General features: G+C 35.7%; 16 protein-coding genes. 6 read left to right on the top strand and 10 right to left on the bottom strand.

The window, feature by feature from the left end; all coding sequences use genetic code 11:
- Positions 1 to 13: 13 nt before the first annotated feature.
- Complete coding sequence (locus ATE47_RS19275; RefSeq protein ID WP_181897991.1) at positions 14 to 160, bottom strand: hypothetical protein; 147 nt, start codon at positions 158 to 160, stop codon at positions 14 to 16.
- A gap of 200 nt (positions 161 to 360) precedes the next feature.
- Between ATE47_RS19275 and ATE47_RS12730 the strand changes: the two genes are divergently transcribed.
- Positions 361 to 657: an MGMT family protein gene (locus ATE47_RS12730; protein WP_062162327.1), complete on the top strand. Its 297-nt coding sequence runs from the start codon at positions 361 to 363 to the stop codon at positions 655 to 657.
- Between the two features lie 112 nt (positions 658 to 769).
- On the opposite strand, the gene htpG is transcribed toward ATE47_RS12730, so the two are convergent.
- The 4 genes from htpG to ATE47_RS12710 all read right to left on the bottom strand — a co-directional run bounded on the left by htpG (position 770) and on the right by ATE47_RS12710 (position 6,387).
- Entirely contained in the window at positions 770 to 2,662 is a 1,893-nt protein-coding gene (gene htpG, locus ATE47_RS12725; protein WP_062162326.1) for a molecular chaperone HtpG, read from the bottom strand.
- A gap of 281 nt (positions 2,663 to 2,943) precedes the next feature.
- Positions 2,944 to 3,951 (bottom strand): recombinase RecA, encoded by a 1,008-nt coding sequence (recA, locus tag ATE47_RS12720; RefSeq protein ID WP_062162325.1) that lies wholly within the window; start codon positions 3,949 to 3,951, stop codon positions 2,944 to 2,946.
- Positions 3,952 to 4,247: 296 nt separating this feature from the next.
- Complete coding sequence (locus tag ATE47_RS12715) at positions 4,248 to 5,444, bottom strand: oxygenase MpaB family protein (protein ID WP_062162324.1); 1,197 nt, start codon at positions 5,442 to 5,444, stop codon at positions 4,248 to 4,250.
- A gap of 163 nt (positions 5,445 to 5,607) precedes the next feature.
- Positions 5,608 to 6,387 carry a helix-turn-helix domain-containing protein gene (locus tag ATE47_RS12710; protein WP_062162323.1) on the bottom strand — a complete coding sequence of 260 codons (780 nt, stop codon included), beginning with the start codon at positions 6,385 to 6,387 and terminating at the stop codon, positions 5,608 to 5,610.
- A gap of 361 nt (positions 6,388 to 6,748) precedes the next feature.
- Between ATE47_RS12710 and ATE47_RS12705 the strand changes: the two genes are divergently transcribed.
- On the top strand, positions 6,749 to 7,552 hold the full coding sequence (locus ATE47_RS12705) for a hypothetical protein (protein ID WP_062162322.1): 804 nt from the start codon (positions 6,749 to 6,751) through the stop codon (positions 7,550 to 7,552).
- 12 nt (positions 7,553 to 7,564) lie between these two features.
- Here the strand turns inward: ATE47_RS12705 and ATE47_RS12700 are convergent, their stop codons facing one another.
- The 5 genes from ATE47_RS12700 to ATE47_RS12680 form a co-directional block, all read right to left on the bottom strand.
- On the bottom strand, positions 7,565 to 8,029 hold the full coding sequence (locus ATE47_RS12700; protein WP_062162321.1) for a hypothetical protein: 465 nt from the start codon (positions 8,027 to 8,029) through the stop codon (positions 7,565 to 7,567).
- 83 nt (positions 8,030 to 8,112) lie between these two features.
- Positions 8,113 to 9,123 carry a type I glyceraldehyde-3-phosphate dehydrogenase gene (gap, locus tag ATE47_RS12695; RefSeq protein ID WP_062162320.1) on the bottom strand — a complete coding sequence of 337 codons (1,011 nt, stop codon included), beginning with the start codon at positions 9,121 to 9,123 and terminating at the stop codon, positions 8,113 to 8,115.
- A gap of 29 nt (positions 9,124 to 9,152) precedes the next feature.
- Positions 9,153 to 10,139: a 6-phosphofructokinase gene (gene pfkA, locus ATE47_RS12690; RefSeq protein WP_062162319.1), complete on the bottom strand. Its 987-nt coding sequence runs from the start codon at positions 10,137 to 10,139 to the stop codon at positions 9,153 to 9,155.
- A gap of 319 nt (positions 10,140 to 10,458) precedes the next feature.
- The gene (locus ATE47_RS12685; RefSeq protein ID WP_062162318.1) at positions 10,459 to 11,217 is read right to left on the bottom strand and encodes a TIGR03915 family putative DNA repair protein; all 759 of its coding nucleotides are present in this window, start codon (positions 11,215 to 11,217) and stop codon (positions 10,459 to 10,461) included.
- 106 nt (positions 11,218 to 11,323) lie between these two features.
- On the bottom strand, positions 11,324 to 12,583 hold the full coding sequence (locus tag ATE47_RS12680) for a putative DNA modification/repair radical SAM protein (protein ID WP_062162317.1): 1,260 nt from the start codon (positions 12,581 to 12,583) through the stop codon (positions 11,324 to 11,326).
- A gap of 143 nt (positions 12,584 to 12,726) precedes the next feature.
- Here ATE47_RS12680 and ATE47_RS12675 point away from each other — a divergent pair, with 143 nt between their 5' ends.
- The 4 genes from ATE47_RS12675 to ATE47_RS12660 all read left to right on the top strand — a co-directional run bounded on the left by ATE47_RS12675 (position 12,727) and on the right by ATE47_RS12660 (position 16,581).
- Positions 12,727 to 14,055 (top strand): hydroxymethylglutaryl-CoA reductase, degradative, encoded by a 1,329-nt coding sequence (locus ATE47_RS12675; RefSeq protein ID WP_062162316.1) that lies wholly within the window; start codon positions 12,727 to 12,729, stop codon positions 14,053 to 14,055.
- 166 nt (positions 14,056 to 14,221) lie between these two features.
- A complete protein-coding gene (locus tag ATE47_RS12670) occupies positions 14,222 to 14,773 on the top strand; it encodes a hypothetical protein (RefSeq protein WP_062162315.1) in 552 nt (183 codons plus the stop codon).
- Between the two features lie 10 nt (positions 14,774 to 14,783).
- Positions 14,784 to 15,170 carry a DUF423 domain-containing protein gene (locus ATE47_RS12665; RefSeq protein WP_062163550.1) on the top strand — a complete coding sequence of 129 codons (387 nt, stop codon included), beginning with the start codon at positions 14,784 to 14,786 and terminating at the stop codon, positions 15,168 to 15,170.
- Between the two features lie 133 nt (positions 15,171 to 15,303).
- Positions 15,304 to 16,581: a chloride channel protein gene (locus ATE47_RS12660; protein WP_062162314.1), complete on the top strand. Its 1,278-nt coding sequence runs from the start codon at positions 15,304 to 15,306 to the stop codon at positions 16,579 to 16,581.
- Positions 16,582 to 16,724: the final 143 nt, after the last annotated feature.

Genomic DNA, 16,724 nt, shown 5'->3' with positions numbered 1-16,724 from the left:
TCACGCAAAACTGTCAGTCTAAAGAATTCACCAGGACAAAATACCGGTAAGCCAGGATTCCTTTTTGAAGTTTGGTCAGTTTATTAGGATCTTTATTACTCAATTTCGGTAAAATTGCTTTATTAACTTTATTCAGCCAACGGAAAAATGATTTTTTCATAACTTTATATTGTAGTTAGAGATCATTGAGATTTTAATAATTCAAAAATCATGCGAAAGTAAATACTATATTTATCTTTGAGAACTTCGCTGAGTGGAACGCCTTTGGAAACTTAAAAACAGAAAGTTTGTCAAAAAAATCTTTGCGAACTTTGCGCTAAAAACCTTAAGTATCTTAAAATAAAAAGCAGTTTAAATTGTATGGACGAAATATTCAAGCAACAAGTCTGGGAAATCACAAAATTAGTTCCCAAAGGAAAAGTAACCAGTTATGGAGCGATTGCCAAAGCAGTCGGTTATCCCAACCATTCCCGTCACGTCGGAAAAGCAATGGGCGGCTGCCCGAAAGATGTTCCTGCACATCGGGTGATTTCAAGCTCAGGAACTTTATCCGTCCCGGAATTTCAGAAAAAATTGGAAGCAGAAGGAATTGTTGTGGAAAATTTCAGAATTAAGGATTTTAAGAAGCTGTTTTGGGATCCGTTACAGGAGTTATAAGTTATGAGTTATGAGTTATGAGTTATGAGTGAGGCTCCGCTTTGCTCAGCCTTTAAGAAAAAGTTTCGGCGGTGCCAAAGGCACCGCCGAAACCCAATATAAAATAGTTAAATTACTTTTCCAATTGCTTATAACTTCTCTGAATAAAGTCCGTCAGCTCTTTTCCTTTCAATAAATTCTGAGAAAGCTTGGCCAAATCCAAAGCATGTTTAATCAATCCTTCTTTTTCCTCAGTATTTTCAGTTTTCAAAATCTGATTGGCAAACTCACTGTTAGAATTCACTACCAAATTATACATTTCCGGGAAGCCGCCCATTCCAAACATTCCGCCACCACCGGTTGCCTGCATATCTTTCATTCTTCTCATGAATTCAGGTTGCGTAATCGTGAATGGCGCATCAGTACTGTCTAAATCTTCAAGCTGAATCGTGAATTTTGGATCATTTACAGCTTCTTCCACATTCTTTTTTAATGATTCCTTTTCGGTCTCATTTAATTTAGAAATGATTGGCTCATCTTTTTTAATCAGATTATTGATGTGATCTGCATCCACTCTTGCAAACGAAATCTTCTCTTTGGAAGCCTCCAGCTTTTGGATAACGTGAGGAACAATCGGGGAATCTAAAAGAAGAACCTCATATCCTTTATCTTTTGCCGACTGGATATAGCCGTGCTGTTCATCCGCATTGGAAGCATACAGGACGATTAATTTACCGTCTTTATCTGTTTGATTAGTTTTAATTTTTTCTTCCAATTCATTCCACAGGAAATATTTTCCGTCAGTTGTAGGATATAGTGTGAATTTATCTGCTTTCTCGGCAAACTTCTCTTCCGTTACGATTCCATATTCGATAACAACTTTAATATCATTCCATTTTTTCTCATAATCTTCACGGTTTTCGTTGATTAAAGAAGCCATTTTGTCGGCTACTTTTTTCGTGATGTAAGAAGAGATTTTCTTCACCGCGCCATCTGCCTGTAAGCAAGAACGCGAAACATTCAATGGAATATCCGGAGAATCAATAACTCCACGAAGAAGCATCAGGAAATCAGGAACAATACCTTTCACTTCATCTGTTACAAATACCTGATTCTGATATAATTGAATTTTATCTTTTTCAATATTTAAGCTGTTATTCAATTTAGGGAAGAACAAAATCCCTGTCAGGTTGAACGGATAATCAACATTCAAATGAATATTAAACAAAGGTTCCTCAAACTGCATCGGATACAGCTCGTGGTAGAATTTCATATAATCTTCATTTGTCAGTTCGCTTGGTGCCATCGTCCAGGCTGGAGTAGGATTGTTGATGATATTGTCAACCTCTTCCGTTTCTGCAACCGTACCTTCCAGAGCATCTTCCGGCAACGGCAATGTGTGAGTTCTTGTCCCGAATTTAATTGGAACAGGCATGAATTTGTTATATTTCAGCAACAGTTCACGGATTTTTCCTTCTTCCAAAAATTCTGTTGAATCTTCTGCAATGTGAAGGATGATTTCCGTTCCTCTGTCGGTTTTATCTGCTGTTTCTTCAAGAGTAAACTCAGGACTTCCGTCGCAAATCCAGCGAACTGCCGGTTCTTCTTTATAAGATTTTGTTAAGATTTCGACTTTCTCTGCAACCATAAATGCAGAGTAAAATCCAAGTCCGAAATGTCCGATAATCCCTGAATCTTTCGCAGAATCTTTATATTTTTCCAAAAACTCCTCAGCTCCGGAAAACGCAACCTGATTGATGTATTTTTCAACTTCTTCGGCTGTCATACCGATCCCCTGATCAATGATGCGAAGCGTTTTATTTTCTTTGTCGACCTTAACCTCAATTTTAGGATTGCCATATTCTACTTTTGCTTCCCCGATGCTCGTTAAATGTTTTAATTTTAAAGTAGCGTCGGTTGCATTGGAGATCAGCTCTCTCAAGAATATTTCGTGATCACTGTAAAGAAATTTTTTGATAAGCGGGAAAATATTTTCCACAGATACATTAATATTTCCTTTAGTCATAATATTTATAGTTTTAATTTTCTTCCAATTCTTTCGCAAAAAAAATACCGATTCACAGAAAGTGACATTTTGACATTTTTATTTAGAAATTAGTTTTGATAAATGTCTCCAAAATTCCCTCCTCTGGAGGGGGTGGTTTAAATCACCATGTAATTTTTAACCACAAATACTACTAATTTCTTCCACAATCAACACAATCATCTGCGCAGATCTGAGAAATCTGTGGTAACAAAAAAGACAGCCTTTTCAGGCTGCCTTTCAATATCTTAAAATCAAAAAACTTATTTAGCTTTATTCTTCAATTCTTCTTTAATTTTGTTTTCCAATTCTTCAGCAAGTTCAGGATTGTCTTTTAACACGTCTTTTACGGCGTCACGACCTTGTCCAAGTTTTGTTTCTTCGTAGCTGAACCAAGAACCGCTTTTCTTCACAATTCCTAATTCTACCGCCTGATCAAGAATCTCTCCTGTTTTGGAAACTCCTTCACCATACATGATGTCGAATTCTGCCATTTTGAAAGGTGGAGCTACCTTGTTTTTCACGATCTTCACTTTTACACGGCTTCCAATGGCTTCATCTCCGTTTTTGATCGGCGCACTTGCTTTTCTAATATCAACTCTTACTGAAGCGTAGAATTTCAATGCGTTACCACCTGTTGTCGTTTCCGGATTCCCGAACATTACCCCGATTTTCTCTCTCAACTGGTTGATGAAGATTACCGTACATTTTGTTCTTGAAATAGTTGCTGTCAGTTTTCTCAAAGCCTGAGACATCAACCTTGCATGAAGACCCATTTTGGAGTCTCCCATTTCACCTTCGATCTCAGCTTTTGGAGTAAGTGCTGCAACAGAGTCAATTACCACGATATCAATAGCTCCTGAACGGATTAAGTTATCAGCAATTTCTAATGCCTGCTCACCGTTATCCGGTTGTGAAATAATAAGGTTTTCCAGGTCAATTCCCAGTTTTCCTGCATATCCTCTGTCGAAAGCGTGCTCTGCATCGATAAATGCTGCAATTCCTCCTGCCTTCTGAGCTTCTGCGATGGCGTGAAGTGTTAAAGTTGTTTTACCTGAAGATTCCGGGCCGTAGATTTCGATGATTCTTCCTCTCGGATAACCGCCCACTCCAAGAGCGATGTCTAATCCTAAAGATCCTGAAGGAATCACCTCTATTGTATTGTCTACTGAGTTGTCTCCCAGCGTCATTACCGTCCCTTTTCCGTATGTTTTATCTAGTTTGTCAAGCACTAAAGCGAGTGCTTTTTTCTTATCGTCTATGTTACTCATCTGATGTTTAAATAATTGATCAAAAGTACGAAATTTTACGCTCAAAAACTAATATTATTTGCTCCTGAAAACTGTTTTTATAGTTAAAAAAAATATAAAGTTTTGCTCGCTTTTTATTTATAACTAATTCATATTTATTTTAGTAACCGACAGCAAATTGATTAAAAAAACTACAATTGATTGGTGGCTGAGGCTCCCGAAGCCACCAGTCCTGAAATTCTAGCCCCGATTGCAGTGGAAATCCTTTTTTGAAAAAAAAGATTGCAGCGGAAAGCGGGATTAAGCTCCTGAAAATATTAATGAAAATTTGAGTTTTGGGTAATTTTAAGATAATCGCTCAAAACTTTCGTCTGATCTTTATTTCCTTTCTTGATCCTGGCTTCCCGACTTACTATTGTATCGTAAATTTTATTGATAACCCATTTGGTTTTCGGGAAAGCATTTTTGTTGGAAACTTCCGGAATCTGCAGTCTTTTACAGACTTCTTCATCAAGTAAAAACCAAGTGCAGCAAATATGGAGATAACGTAAATTTTTTCGCTGAAATCTGTATTTTAAGATAGGATTTTCTAATGATTCATTTAACAAGGAATGAGCCAGGAGAACGGAATCTTTGTCAGCAGGAGGCTGAATGGAAGTCCATAAATAAAAGTATTGTGTAGCCTGTTTTTTGTCGTCCGGTAAAAGGTTTTCGGGGATTCCCAATAAATATCCGACGTATTTCCAAAGGTGGAACAGCCCTTTTTCTTCCTGCTCTGAAAATGTATTTCCCAATTTGTGAAGACTATGCATAAAAACCAGGCTAAAACCAATATATGTTGCCATCATATCCCAGGAATTGATAGGTTCACCCCAATTGTCCGTGTCCCAACTTTTATAATGTTTTTTGAGGGAAAGTCTTGCGCAAGAATGAATTAAGCGAGTTTTTATAGCAAATTCATAGCCTTTTTTATGGATTTCCAAAGCATCATATCTTGTTACATTGACCCAAAAATCCAATGTTTCAGAAAGTCTTTTCACAGCGCCTTTTTTTAATGCCTCGGTAGCGATCAAAGATTTGTTGAGATAAGCATAATCATAACCACCGATTAAGCAGTAATCCCGCAAGGAAATCAATGAATCCAGGTTGCTTCTCATGCAAAGTTCTGCACCGTTTTTAATTAAATCATAATCCAGCCAATCTGGGATTTTTTGCGTTTGAAGAAACAGTTTTTTTACACTTTCCGGAACGTCATCTGTTTCAGAAACTCCTTTTCTGATGTATTGCTCGATTTCCCTCGATGCTTCATGAAATTTTTTCGTTAAATAGACGTCTTTTACGACTTGATCACCAATTTCATCCACGTGATAATAGTAGGGAGCAAACTTCTCAAAATCTTTGAAACTGACTTCTGCTTCGGAAAATTCTAAAAGTTGTTTTCCGTTGCCCTTTTCCCAAAAGCTTTTAAAATGTGCTGAATCTTTGAAACGTGGTTGTAAAATCGGTATTTCCATTGAGAATAAAAATACAAGTTTTGCGCCGAAATTGTGGAGTGAGATTTATCAGGAATTTGAATTGGTCAATAGTGAATAGTTAATGGTCAATTTTAATGATGGAATCCTCATTGGTCAATTCATTGATGATAAAAAATTCACTATTTACCATTAACAATTGACCTTATATAAGTCCCCATTCAAAGGCTTTTTTTAATAATTCTTTGCTATTTCTCGAGCTTGTTTTGGCTAAAATATTTTTACGGTGAGAACGGACGGTATGCTCAGACAAAATCAGGATTTTTGAAATTTCAGATCCCGAATATCCTTTTACAATGAAAGATAAGATTTCTGTTTCTCTTTTGGTTAAATTTATTTCGCGAAAGCTCTTAATTGTAGAAGAATCTTCAATTTTTATTTGATAAAAATCCTTCCTCGGACCAATCCCCGAAATTAAAACTGTACGTGGGTTTTCTTTGGTAATATGGTTGATGTTGGTATGAATATTAATGGACTGAACCAGGTTTTTATTTTCATCTTCCCAGGTAAGAATGGCCTGATGATGGAATAGCTCATAGTTTCCGGCGGCAGTTTTCATCCTGAAACAATAGCTGGGCTTGAGGAAAAGCTGATGCTCTTTCCCGATTTCCATTAATTTTTCTACAACTTTTTGCTCAGCTTTTGTAATAAAATCAATATCATCGGGATGAACGAGGTCAATGACTTCTTTTAAATTCTGAGGATATTTTTTCAGACCGTGAAGCTTTAAAATATTTTCGTGGTGATGAGAGACTGTACTGTTTGTAAGGTTTAGTACATAGTAATAAAATTCACCGATGGCGAACATTTCCCCAATGATCCGCTCAATAGGGGGAATGTTTGAGATGTGTTGATTTTCCTGCCTAATTCCGGGATAAGTGTTCCAGACCTCAATTAAAGGGTGTTTTTTCTCAGAATCATCCATGTTCAAGTTTTAGCTAAAATAGTTAAAGTTTTTTATAAATACCACAAAAGGGGGATTTTTTTGTATTGATAAAATGCTAACATTTGTACAGACTGATTACCATGGAAACTCACTTTTAAAAAACTGCCTTTTTTGCAGATTAGTTTTTCATATTTAATGTTAGTTACAAATACTCTATTATAATCGTTACCCATATATCAAAATAGTTTAGATTTTTCTGTTAGCTGTTTGAAAATGATAAGCTGGAATCCCTTGCACAATTGCAGGGGATTCTGTTGTAAATAATATTCATTAAAATCACACAAACGGGTAATTTTTTTACGTTCAGAATTTTTGAAAATTTGTTTTAAAATTAATAACCATGAAAACAAATTTTTTATTAGTGTTTCTGCTTTGGGCGGGAATAGCTTTTGGACAGGAAAATGATATTAAAATAGATGGCAATTACTATTTTAATTATATCTCTTTAAATGATTTGAACAGTTTTAAAAGCGAGTCTAAAACTGAAAAGTCAAAGAGTATTGACATTGTAAAAGATCAGATTGATGGTAAAAAATATAGAGTTACCGTAAATAATGTAAAAGATGGTAAGGTATATTTTCGATTCTGGAAGTTTGTAGATCGAGAGAAAAATAAAATAATTAATGATACGGAATCAGAAACAGACAATTCTAAAGTGATTTACGTAATGTCTCTGCAAGACTTTAAATCTAACACAAAGATTCTGTATAATAGAATTGACTGGAGGGTTGGAATTTATACCGTGCCTCTTAAATTAAGATTTAGCGGTTTTACATTTGATGCTAATGTGAATTTAGGGACAAATCTTGGCGCAAAGATCAGATACAATAGAGAAGTAGAAAATGGATTGTCTTTTGAACCCATTTTGGGATTTGGCTTGGCGAGTATAAAACTGGATGAATCCAATAGCAATGCCTCTGGGAATAACAATACAAATGTTAGTGCCTTCACAATCAATACTGGTTTATTGGTACATATTACCAAAAATGTAAATGTTGGACTAACGTTGGGTTTTGATTATTTAAGCAACAACGATCAAAAAAATTATGATTGGAAATATAATGGAAAAGGCTGGGTAGGAATAGGAATTAACGTAGCATTTGGTAATCAAAATAATAATACGGGAGCCGAAGGTGCAAACTAGATAGGGTAATAATTATTTATAAGGGATCTTATTCTCATCAAAAAATCTCAACAAATCTTCCTTATTTTTCACAGAAAAAGAACGTCTTTTGCCGTTATTCAACTTCAAAAATATGACTTCATTATTTCCCGTAATAAAAGCTTTCCCATATTTCTTTGAAAGCCTTACTCCCCAGCCTCCGAAATCAAAAATAGGATCGGTATTTACGATCTGGATTTCACGGATATCGCTCCATTTGATTTTTGTGGATTTAAAGGTAAAAGGGAAAAAATTATATTCGAAATAGTCTTTATTTAAATTTAATTTTAAAAAAGAGAAGGCAAACAATAACATCAAAGGAGCTGTTACGTAGAGAACAATCAAAGGGGATTCATTATCATTTATTAATACCAACGACATGACAATAGCCTGGAATGCAAGAAGAGTAATAAATAATTTCGGAAATCCTGATTTTTCCTGAAAAGTTCTACCTGACATAAGAAAAATTTTAAAATAAAATTACAAAAAACAAAAAAACCTTCCAAATCGGAAGGTTTATATTTAAGCTAATACTTACTCTATTAGTTAGATAAAGAAGCAGAGTGAATCAACATATCAACTAACTTGTTAGAATATCCCATTTCGTTGTCATACCAAGAAACAAGTTTTACGAAATTAGGAGAAAGCATGATACCAGCGTCTTTGTCGAAGATAGAAGTTCTCTTATCTCCTACGAAATCCTGAGAAACTACAGCATCTTCAGTGTATCCAAGGATACCTTTCAATTCACCTTCAGAAGCAGCTTTGATTACTGAACAGATTTCTTCATAAGAAGCAGCCTTTTCAATTCTTACTGTTAAATCCACTACAGAAACGTCAACAGTCGGTACTCTGAAAGACATACCTGTCAATTTTCCGTTCAATGAAGGGATTACTTTACCTACCGCTTTTGCAGCACCTGTAGAAGAAGGGATAATATTGTTAAGAGCAGCTCTACCGCCTCTCCAGTCTTTCATTGAAGGACCGTCAACCGTTTTCTGAGTTGCCGTTGTAGCGTGTACCGTCGTCATCAAACCTTCTACGATCCCGAAGTTATCGTGGATTACTTTAGCTAATGGAGCTAAACAGTTTGTCGTACAAGAAGCATTTGATAAAATTTTGATATCGTCTGTAAGTTCTTTGTGGTTTACACCCATTACGAACATTGGAGTATCATCTTTAGAAGGAGCAGAAAGGATTACTTTTTTTGCACCCGCGTTGATGTGCTTTGCAGCATTTTCTTTATCTAAGAATAAACCTGTAGATTCTACGATATAATCAGCTCCGATTTCGTTCCACTTTAGGTTGTTTGGGTCTCTTTCAGCTGTTACTCTGATTCTTTTTCCGTTTACCACAAGGTCGTTTCCTTCTACAGAAACCTCACCCGGGAAAATACCGTGTACAGAATCATATTTAAGCATATAAGCCATGTATGTAGCATCGATAAGGTCATTGATTCCTACTACTTCGATGTTATCTCTTTCAGTCATTGCTCTGAAAACAAGACGTCCAATTCTACCAAACCCGTTGATACCTACTTTGATTGTTGACATAATAGTTTGTTTTAAATTATATAAAAATATTAGATTGCTAAAATTTCTGAAATCAGTAAAAGATCTTTATTGATTTCGTTATGTTTTTTAATGGCCTCTTCAATGGGTGTATAAACCATATCATTGGAACGCATTCCTGCCATTACATTTGTTTTTCCTTCCATTAATCCTACCACGGCTCCGTAACCCAATCTGCTCGCCAAAACCCTGTCGGCACAGCTTGGAGAACCACCTCTCTGGATGTGTCCTAAAATCGCCACACGAATGTCGTAATCCGGGAATTCCTGTTTAGTCTGCTCTGCAAGCTCGTAGATATTGGCAAGTTTTTCACCTTCCGCAACAACTACAATGCTTGAAGCTTTTCCAGTTTTTTCAGCATTTCTGAACGTTGCAAAAAGATCAGACATACTGTCTTTTTTCTCAGGAATTAAAATATCTAAAGCTCCCGTTGCCAAACCACTGTTCAACGCAATAAAACCTGCGTCACGACCCATCACTTCCACAAAGAAAACCCTGTTGTGAGAAGTTGCCGTATCACGGATTTTATCGATGGCTTCCATTGCAGTATTCAAAGCGGTGTCGTAGCCAATTGTATTATCAGTCCCGAAAATATCATTGTCGATCGTTCCCGGCACACCGATTACTCTGATTCCGAATTCTTCGTTAAAAATTTTTGCTCCGGTGAAAGTTCCGTCTCCACCAATACAAACCAAGCCTTCCACTCCAAGCTTTACGCAGTTGTCATACGCTTTTTGGCGGCCTTCTTTAGTTTTGAATTCCATGGAACGGGCAGATTTCAGAATAGTTCCACCCTGGTTGATTATATTTTTTACGGAACGAGGTCCCATTTTCAGGAAATCCCCACTGATCAGGCCATTATAGCCTTCTCGCACTCCGTAACATTCGATGTTATAGTAATTGGCGGTTCTTACAACCGCTCTTAAAGCCGCATTCATACCCGGAGAATCTCCTCCAGAGGTAAGAACAGCAATTTTTTTTACAGCACTCTCTTTCATCTAGTAAAAAATTTCGAACACAAATTTACAAAAACAAGTTCAGATAACGGCAGTAACTTTATAAGAGTTTTGAATATAAATTATTAAAACTGTCTAAAATTTGTCGGGTTGAAAATGTACATCTTAATTTTGGTTTCAGAATTGCCGATATTCAAATTAGGATTAAAGAATAAATGTGGAATTCGCGCAAGTTTTGAGGATTAGATTTCAATTTTAGCGGAGGTTTCCAAGTCTTGAAATAATATTCGTCGACTTTATGGAGACAATTTTTATTTTGTTTGTTTGATTATGTCGAACTTTCGATTAAGACCAAAGAAACTTAATGCTTTTCAGTTAAATACTTCCAATACCTCCTCGGAACATGTTGAATATGCAGTTTCAAATTCTTCCTTTCCACAATATTAGTTTTCGTAAAATACCGCTGCCAAAGCGTCTGATATTGCGTTTCCTCATTATGAAATTTCTGTTGATATTGATGCAAATCTAATTTTTCATCAGGATAAAAAAAGTCACAGCTTTCCAGATCATAAAGAATTCCGTAATGTCTTCTCAAGTCATAAATCATCCATTTCTGATCCTGATAACGGTCTTTAAAATGTTTCCGAATTAAAGGAAGAACATTAAAATCAGGATCAATTTTAGCAAAGAAAACATCATCCTTCATTTTTTCAAACCGCACAAAAGCAGTCATTCTATGCCTTTCCCGACTTACAGATTTACAGATTTTTGAAATTTTCAATATATTATTATCAGCATAATTTTGCAGAATATTTTCGCCCGGATGTTTTATGGATTGTCTTACAGCAGATAATATTAGTTGCTCTGATTCAGGATCTTCGGATAAATAAACTTGTAATAATTGATGAATTCCAGACTTACCGATGTTTTGTTCTAATTTATTTAAAACCCGTCCAGATTTATCATTTTGGGTGATCACTTCATGAATTTCCGCAAAAATATTTTCCTGATGAAACCGCTCTTTACTTACAATTTCCACGTCTTTATAACGATATTCAAAAACTTCAAATATCGCTGTAAAAAGTCCGTCAAAACTTCCGTCGTAGAGTAAGGTAGTCATTTGAGTTGGAGGGTTATAGGGTTTTGGAGTTTTAGAGTGAATTGATATTTATGTCTTAAAATTATTAGTGAAATTCGTGAAAACATTCGTGTAATTCGTGTTTAAATCAAAACAAACTCAACTGCTGCGAAAACTGATTATGAAACTTCGAAGAACTCCCGCCAATCAACAATTTCTTCAGATTTTTATCCGTTAAATATTTTAAAAAAGCATTTCCGGCATTAAAATCAATAAAATATCTTGCCCGGTTGACCGCTGCTCCCAATTTCTTCAAGTGATCGATATTCAAAACCTGGAAACGTCTTGCACTTATAATTTTTTGCGCCGTTTTCACGCCAATTCCGGGAATTCTTAAAATCATCTGATAATCCGCAGTCTGCAAATTAACAGGAAACTGATTTAAGTTTCTCAGAGCCCAGCTCAATTTCGGATCAACTTCCAGGTCCAGAAACGGCATATTCGGATCTAAGATTTCTTCGGCTTTAAAACCATAAAAACGCATCAGCCAATCCGATTGATACAAACGGTTTTCCCGAAGCATCGGAACTTCCGTTGTAAGAGAAGGCAATCTTTTATCCTCCAAAACAGGAACATATCCTGAATAATAAACTCTTTTAAGGTTAAAGTTCTTATAAAAATGATCGGCAACTTTGATGATCTGTAAATCATTTTCATTGGTTGCCCCAACAATCATTTGAGTAGACTGCCCAGCCGGGGCAAACTTTGGGACTTTTCTGAATATTTTTTTTTCATCTTTGTATTGAGCAATCCCATTCTGAATATATTTCATCGGATTGAGCATATCCTGTCGATTTTTTTCAGGAGCCAATAATTTTAATCCACTTTCGGTTGGGATTTCAAGATTGATTGATAATCTATCGGCATACAAAGCGGCTTCCTGCATCAATTCATCGCTCGCTCCCGGAATTGATTTTAAATGAATGTATCCGTTAAAATTCTCTTCTAAGCGTAATTTTTTCGCAACACGAACCAATCTTTCCATGGTTGTGTCGGCATTTTTGAAAATTCCCGAACTTAAAAACAAGCCTTCAATATAGTTTCTGCGGTAAAAGTTTATCGTTAAATCAACGACTTCTTCAACCGTAAATGCAGCTCTTTTAATATCATTTGAACTTCTGGAAACGCAGTAAGCGCAATCATAAATGCAGTGATTGGTCAAAAGAATTTTGAGAAGTGAAACACATCGTCCGTCTTCCGTATAAGTATGACAGATCCCGCTTGCGGAACTGTCTCCCAAAGCGCCTTTTTTATTTTTTCTCGTTCCTCCGCTGGATGAGCAGGAAACATCATATTTCGCTGCATCGGCAAGGATTTCGAGTTTTTCTTTCAGGCGGTCAAAATTCATATTTTAATTGAAAATGTAAGTTTTAGAAATAATATTCTATTCAAATGTAGTTCCAAAATTGATAAATATCAACCTTTTTTCATGGAAGTTATCCACACTTAAAGTCACAAAATTAGTATATTTACGGTCATTAAATTTATGTTATGAATCATAAACCGATCGAAGGTTTTTCCAAATTAACAAAACAAGGGAAAATCGACTGGCTCGTTAACGAATACCTTGAAGGAAACGAAGAATATCAAAATATATTAAATCAATACTGGAACGGAAATGCTGATCTTCAGAAGCTTCATGACGAATTTTCTGAAAATACGATTTCCAATTTTTACATGCCTTACGGAATTGCTCCGAATTTCCTGATTGACGGAAAATTATTCGCTCTTCCAATGGCTGTTGAAGAAAGTTCTGTTGTTGCTGCGGCTTCAAAAGCGGCTAAGTTCTGGATCGACAAGGGTGGTTTTAAAACAACGATCATTAACAATGAGAAATTAGGTCATACTCACTTTATTTTTAATGTAGAGCCTCATAAGCTGCTTCATTTTTTTAATTTTAATTTAAAGAAAAAGCTTTTTGAAGCGACGGATGCAATCACTGCAAACATGAGAAATCGCGGCGGCGGAATCTTAGATATAAAATTGGTGGATAAAACTGCCGAAATGCCTAATTATTACCAGCTTAAAGCAAGTTTTGATACGGTAGATTCAATGGGTGCTAACTTTATTAATTCTTGTCTTGAACAATTTGGAAAAACGTTGAAGCAGGAAGTTGCCATTAGCGAAGATTTTACAGAAGAAGAAAGAAATTCTTTACAGATTGTGATGAATATTCTTTCTAATTTTACACCGGATTGTATTGTAAGAGCTGAGGTTTCCTGTAAAATTGAAGACCTAAAAGACGACAGCGGAATTTCCAATGAAGAATTTGCAAGAAAGTTCAAACAGGCGGTAACCATCGCAGAAATTGAACCTTTCCGTGCTACGACTCACAACAAGGGAATCATGAATGGAGTAGATGCCGTGGTAATCGCAACCGGTAATGATTTCCGTGCAACTGAAGCTTGTGCACACGCCTACGCAGCGAGAAACGGAAAATATTCTTCGTTAACGCATTGTACGACTGACAACGGAGTTTTCAGATTCTGGATCGATCTTCCGATTTCTGTAGGAGTTGTTGGTGGTTTGACAAATCTCCATCCTTTAGTAAAATTTTCTTTGGCACTTTTAGGAAAGCCTTCTGCTCAGGAATTGATGAGTATTTTGGCGGTTTCAGGATTGGCGCAGAATTTTGGAGCACTTCGCTCTTTAGTGACAACAGGAATTCAAAAAGGGCACATGAAAATGCACTTACTGAATATTTTAAACCAAATGGGCGCAACGGAAGAAGAAAAACAACATTTTGTAAACTATTTTAAAGACAAAACAGTAACGCATCACGAGGTTATCAATGAATTTAACAGATTAAGAGGCCAGTAATGTTTGGAATAATCGTCTCAGCCTTAATGATAGCTTTCGGAATATTCCTAAAAGTGACTAAACACCCCGGTTTTGCACAGAATAAAAAATTCGCGTGGGTTTTTATCGGAATCGGAGCCGTATCATTAATATTTAAGATTTTAAATTATAAATAAAATTATTCGAAATGAAAAAAATAATATCTTTTTCTGTAGTGGTTTTTCTTTTATCATTTGGTCAGGCTGCTGCTCAAAAATCTTCAAAGAAAAATTCTCAACCAAAAGTTCAAAATATACAAAAAGGAAATCCTGTAGCTGAAAAATGGGTTAAAGAGAATGTTGAAAATCTTTATAATAATTTTGATGACAGACCTATGACAAAGGAGCAATATATGCAAAAGCAATTGTTTTTTTTTACTCAAAAATATTTCGATTTTAAATCTGATCTAGCTAGTTTAACTTATAACAGAGACGGAATGACGGAAACAAAATTTCTAGAAAAATGGAATAAAGATTATCCCATGAAAGATAGCAAATCAGATGAAGTTCTTCTTTTTGGAAGGTTTGATTATGATAAGATTGCCGTTTCTGATATCAGATTTCTGAAGAAAGTTGATGATAAACTATGGTATTCTTTTTTTATTGAAGACACAAAAAGTAAGAAAAAATTGCATAAGAAAATTCTTTTAGCTCCGATCGAAAATTCTTTTAGAATTGATGAAGTTCGGAATGTTCAATAAATTTAATAAAATGAAAACAATAACTTTAGTTTTTGGTGCTGTTTACGGAGTGTTATCCGTGATTTTGGGTGCATTCGGTGCGCACGCTTTGAAGAAAATTTTGTCTGTAGAAAGGCTGGAAAGCTTTGAAACAGGAGTGAGATATCAGATGTATGCTGCTTTCTTTTTATTGATTGTAGGCTACATTTTGAAATTTGACACATCATCGCAAAAGTGGATTTCGATCATGATGATTGCAGGAACAGTGCTGTTTTCTTTCAGTATTTATTTCTTAAGCCTGCAGGATTATTTAGGAATGAACCTTAAGTTTTTAGGACCAATTACCCCACTTGGAGGTTTGTTGATGATTTTAAGTTGGGGAATGCTGATTTTTTATTTTGCTAAAAATAAAATTTAAGAATAAAGCGCGAGCGAAGCGAGCGTCAAAGCTGTTAGTATTCGCAATGTCATGCTCTGAGCATGTCGAAGCATCTCAAAAGTTTATGAAGGCGTTAGCCCATCAAAGGCTTGATAATTTTAAAATTATTTAAATGAAAATCCACAGAAGGCGTCGTTTAATACGGACTTTTAATCTTTTAGATCAACCGATTAGATTCAATCCTTTTGTTTTTAGCCGGACTTTTTTTATGTGGGCTTTAACGGGTCTGATTGGTGGAGTTATAGCCGGATTATATTGGATTGTGCTTGAATATTTTACGGAGTTTTTAGTTCAGTTTCAAGGCTGGATGGTGATTCCGACGATGGCAATTTGTGGTCTGTTGGCCGGTTTGGTTATTCATTTTATTGGAGATCCGGGAGAAATTCATTTGATTGTCAACAATATCCGATTTAATAAAGGAAAATTAGACCCGAAAAATAATCCTTCCATGATTTTGTCGTCGCTTTTTTGTGTGGCATCGGGTGGAAGTTTAGGTCCGGAAGCACCTTTGGTCCAGGTGACGGGTTCTACAGGAACTTATCTTGGAAAAATTTTCAGATTAAAAGGCGAAGAATTACGTTCTTTAAGTATCGCAGGAATGGCATCCGGTTTTACGGCTCTTTTTGGCGCTCCGCTAGGAGGAAGTCTTTTTTCATTGGAAATTCTGCATCACAAACACGCTGTTGAATATTACAAAGCCATTATTCCTGCGTTGGTGGCGAGCTGTTTCAGTTATCTGATGTTTGCTTTGATTATCCATTTGGGAATTGGGGCGACATGGGATCTGAAGGCGTATCATTATACAGGAGTTTACGATTTTTTATATGCATCATTGTTCGGGGTTGTAGCAACGGTTTTTGGTTGGATTTTTATTTTTGTAGTAAAATTTTTCAAGAAGATTTTTGAATACAGAAAGTTTCCAATTTATATTAAAACTTTTGTGGGAGGAATTATTTTAGGAATTATTGCCTTCTATTTTCCAATTACAAGATATTTTGGGCATAATGAGATTAATCAAATCATCAACGGAAATTATGCATTAAACTTTTTAATTTTAATCTTAATTTTCAAAATACTAGCCATTGCAATCACCGTAACTTCGGGTTGGAGAGGCGGTTTTATTATTCCGCTTTTCTTTGTGGGAACGACGTTGGGATTAATAATTCATAATTTATTTCCAACAGTTGATGCCACTTTAGCGATTGTAAGCTGCATGGCTGCCATCAATGCCTGTGTAACGCGAACTCCGATGAGTACAACGATCATTTTAGGAACCTTAACAGGATTTACTTACTTCGTCCCAGTACTTTTTGCAAGTTTGACGGGGTATTTTCTCGCTCCAAGAATTCCGTTTATTGGTTCGCAATCGGAGAAATTATTTGAAGAATAATAAATACAATTAAGAATGACAAATTATGAATTACGTTTTGCTCAATTTTAAATTAAATTATGAATGGCGTCATTTGAAATTTGTAATTCGCAATAATTTTAAGTCAATAAACTTGAACTTCCGTGTCTTTTTAGTAAATTTGT

The organism is Chryseobacterium sp. IHB B 17019 (assembly GCF_001456155.1).
Classification (GTDB): domain Bacteria; phylum Bacteroidota; class Bacteroidia; order Flavobacteriales; family Weeksellaceae; genus Chryseobacterium.
This window is presented reverse-complemented; position numbering and strand designations above follow the sequence as displayed.

What these genes read in the sequence shown, in the direction of transcription:
- ATE47_RS19275 (WP_181897991.1), bottom strand. Translation starts at nt 160, where the DNA reads ATGAAAAAATCATTTTTCCGTTGGCTGAATAAAGTTAATAAAGCAATT.
- ATE47_RS12730 (WP_062162327.1), top strand. Translation starts at nt 361, where the DNA reads ATGGACGAAATATTCAAGCAACAAGTCTGGGAAATCACAAAATTAGTT.
- htpG (WP_062162326.1), bottom strand. Translation starts at nt 2,662, where the DNA reads ATGACTAAAGGAAATATTAATGTATCTGTGGAAAATATTTTCCCGCTT.
- recA (WP_062162325.1), bottom strand. Translation starts at nt 3,951, where the DNA reads ATGAGTAACATAGACGATAAGAAAAAAGCACTCGCTTTAGTGCTTGAC.
- ATE47_RS12715 (WP_062162324.1), bottom strand. Translation starts at nt 5,444, where the DNA reads ATGGAAATACCGATTTTACAACCACGTTTCAAAGATTCAGCACATTTT.
- ATE47_RS12710 (WP_062162323.1), bottom strand. Translation starts at nt 6,387, where the DNA reads ATGGATGATTCTGAGAAAAAACACCCTTTAATTGAGGTCTGGAACACT.
- ATE47_RS12705 (WP_062162322.1), top strand. Translation starts at nt 6,749, where the DNA reads ATGAAAACAAATTTTTTATTAGTGTTTCTGCTTTGGGCGGGAATAGCT.
- ATE47_RS12700 (WP_062162321.1), bottom strand. Translation starts at nt 8,029, where the DNA reads ATGTCAGGTAGAACTTTTCAGGAAAAATCAGGATTTCCGAAATTATTT.
- gap (WP_062162320.1), bottom strand. Translation starts at nt 9,123, where the DNA reads ATGTCAACAATCAAAGTAGGTATCAACGGGTTTGGTAGAATTGGACGT.
- pfkA (WP_062162319.1), bottom strand. Translation starts at nt 10,139, where the DNA reads ATGAAAGAGAGTGCTGTAAAAAAAATTGCTGTTCTTACCTCTGGAGGA.
- ATE47_RS12685 (WP_062162318.1), bottom strand. Translation starts at nt 11,217, where the DNA reads ATGACTACCTTACTCTACGACGGAAGTTTTGACGGACTTTTTACAGCG.
- ATE47_RS12680 (WP_062162317.1), bottom strand. Translation starts at nt 12,583, where the DNA reads ATGAATTTTGACCGCCTGAAAGAAAAACTCGAAATCCTTGCCGATGCA.
- ATE47_RS12675 (WP_062162316.1), top strand. Translation starts at nt 12,727, where the DNA reads ATGAATCATAAACCGATCGAAGGTTTTTCCAAATTAACAAAACAAGGG.
- ATE47_RS12670 (WP_062162315.1), top strand. Translation starts at nt 14,222, where the DNA reads ATGAAAAAAATAATATCTTTTTCTGTAGTGGTTTTTCTTTTATCATTT.
- ATE47_RS12665 (WP_062163550.1), top strand. Translation starts at nt 14,784, where the DNA reads ATGAAAACAATAACTTTAGTTTTTGGTGCTGTTTACGGAGTGTTATCC.
- ATE47_RS12660 (WP_062162314.1), top strand. Translation starts at nt 15,304, where the DNA reads ATGAAAATCCACAGAAGGCGTCGTTTAATACGGACTTTTAATCTTTTA.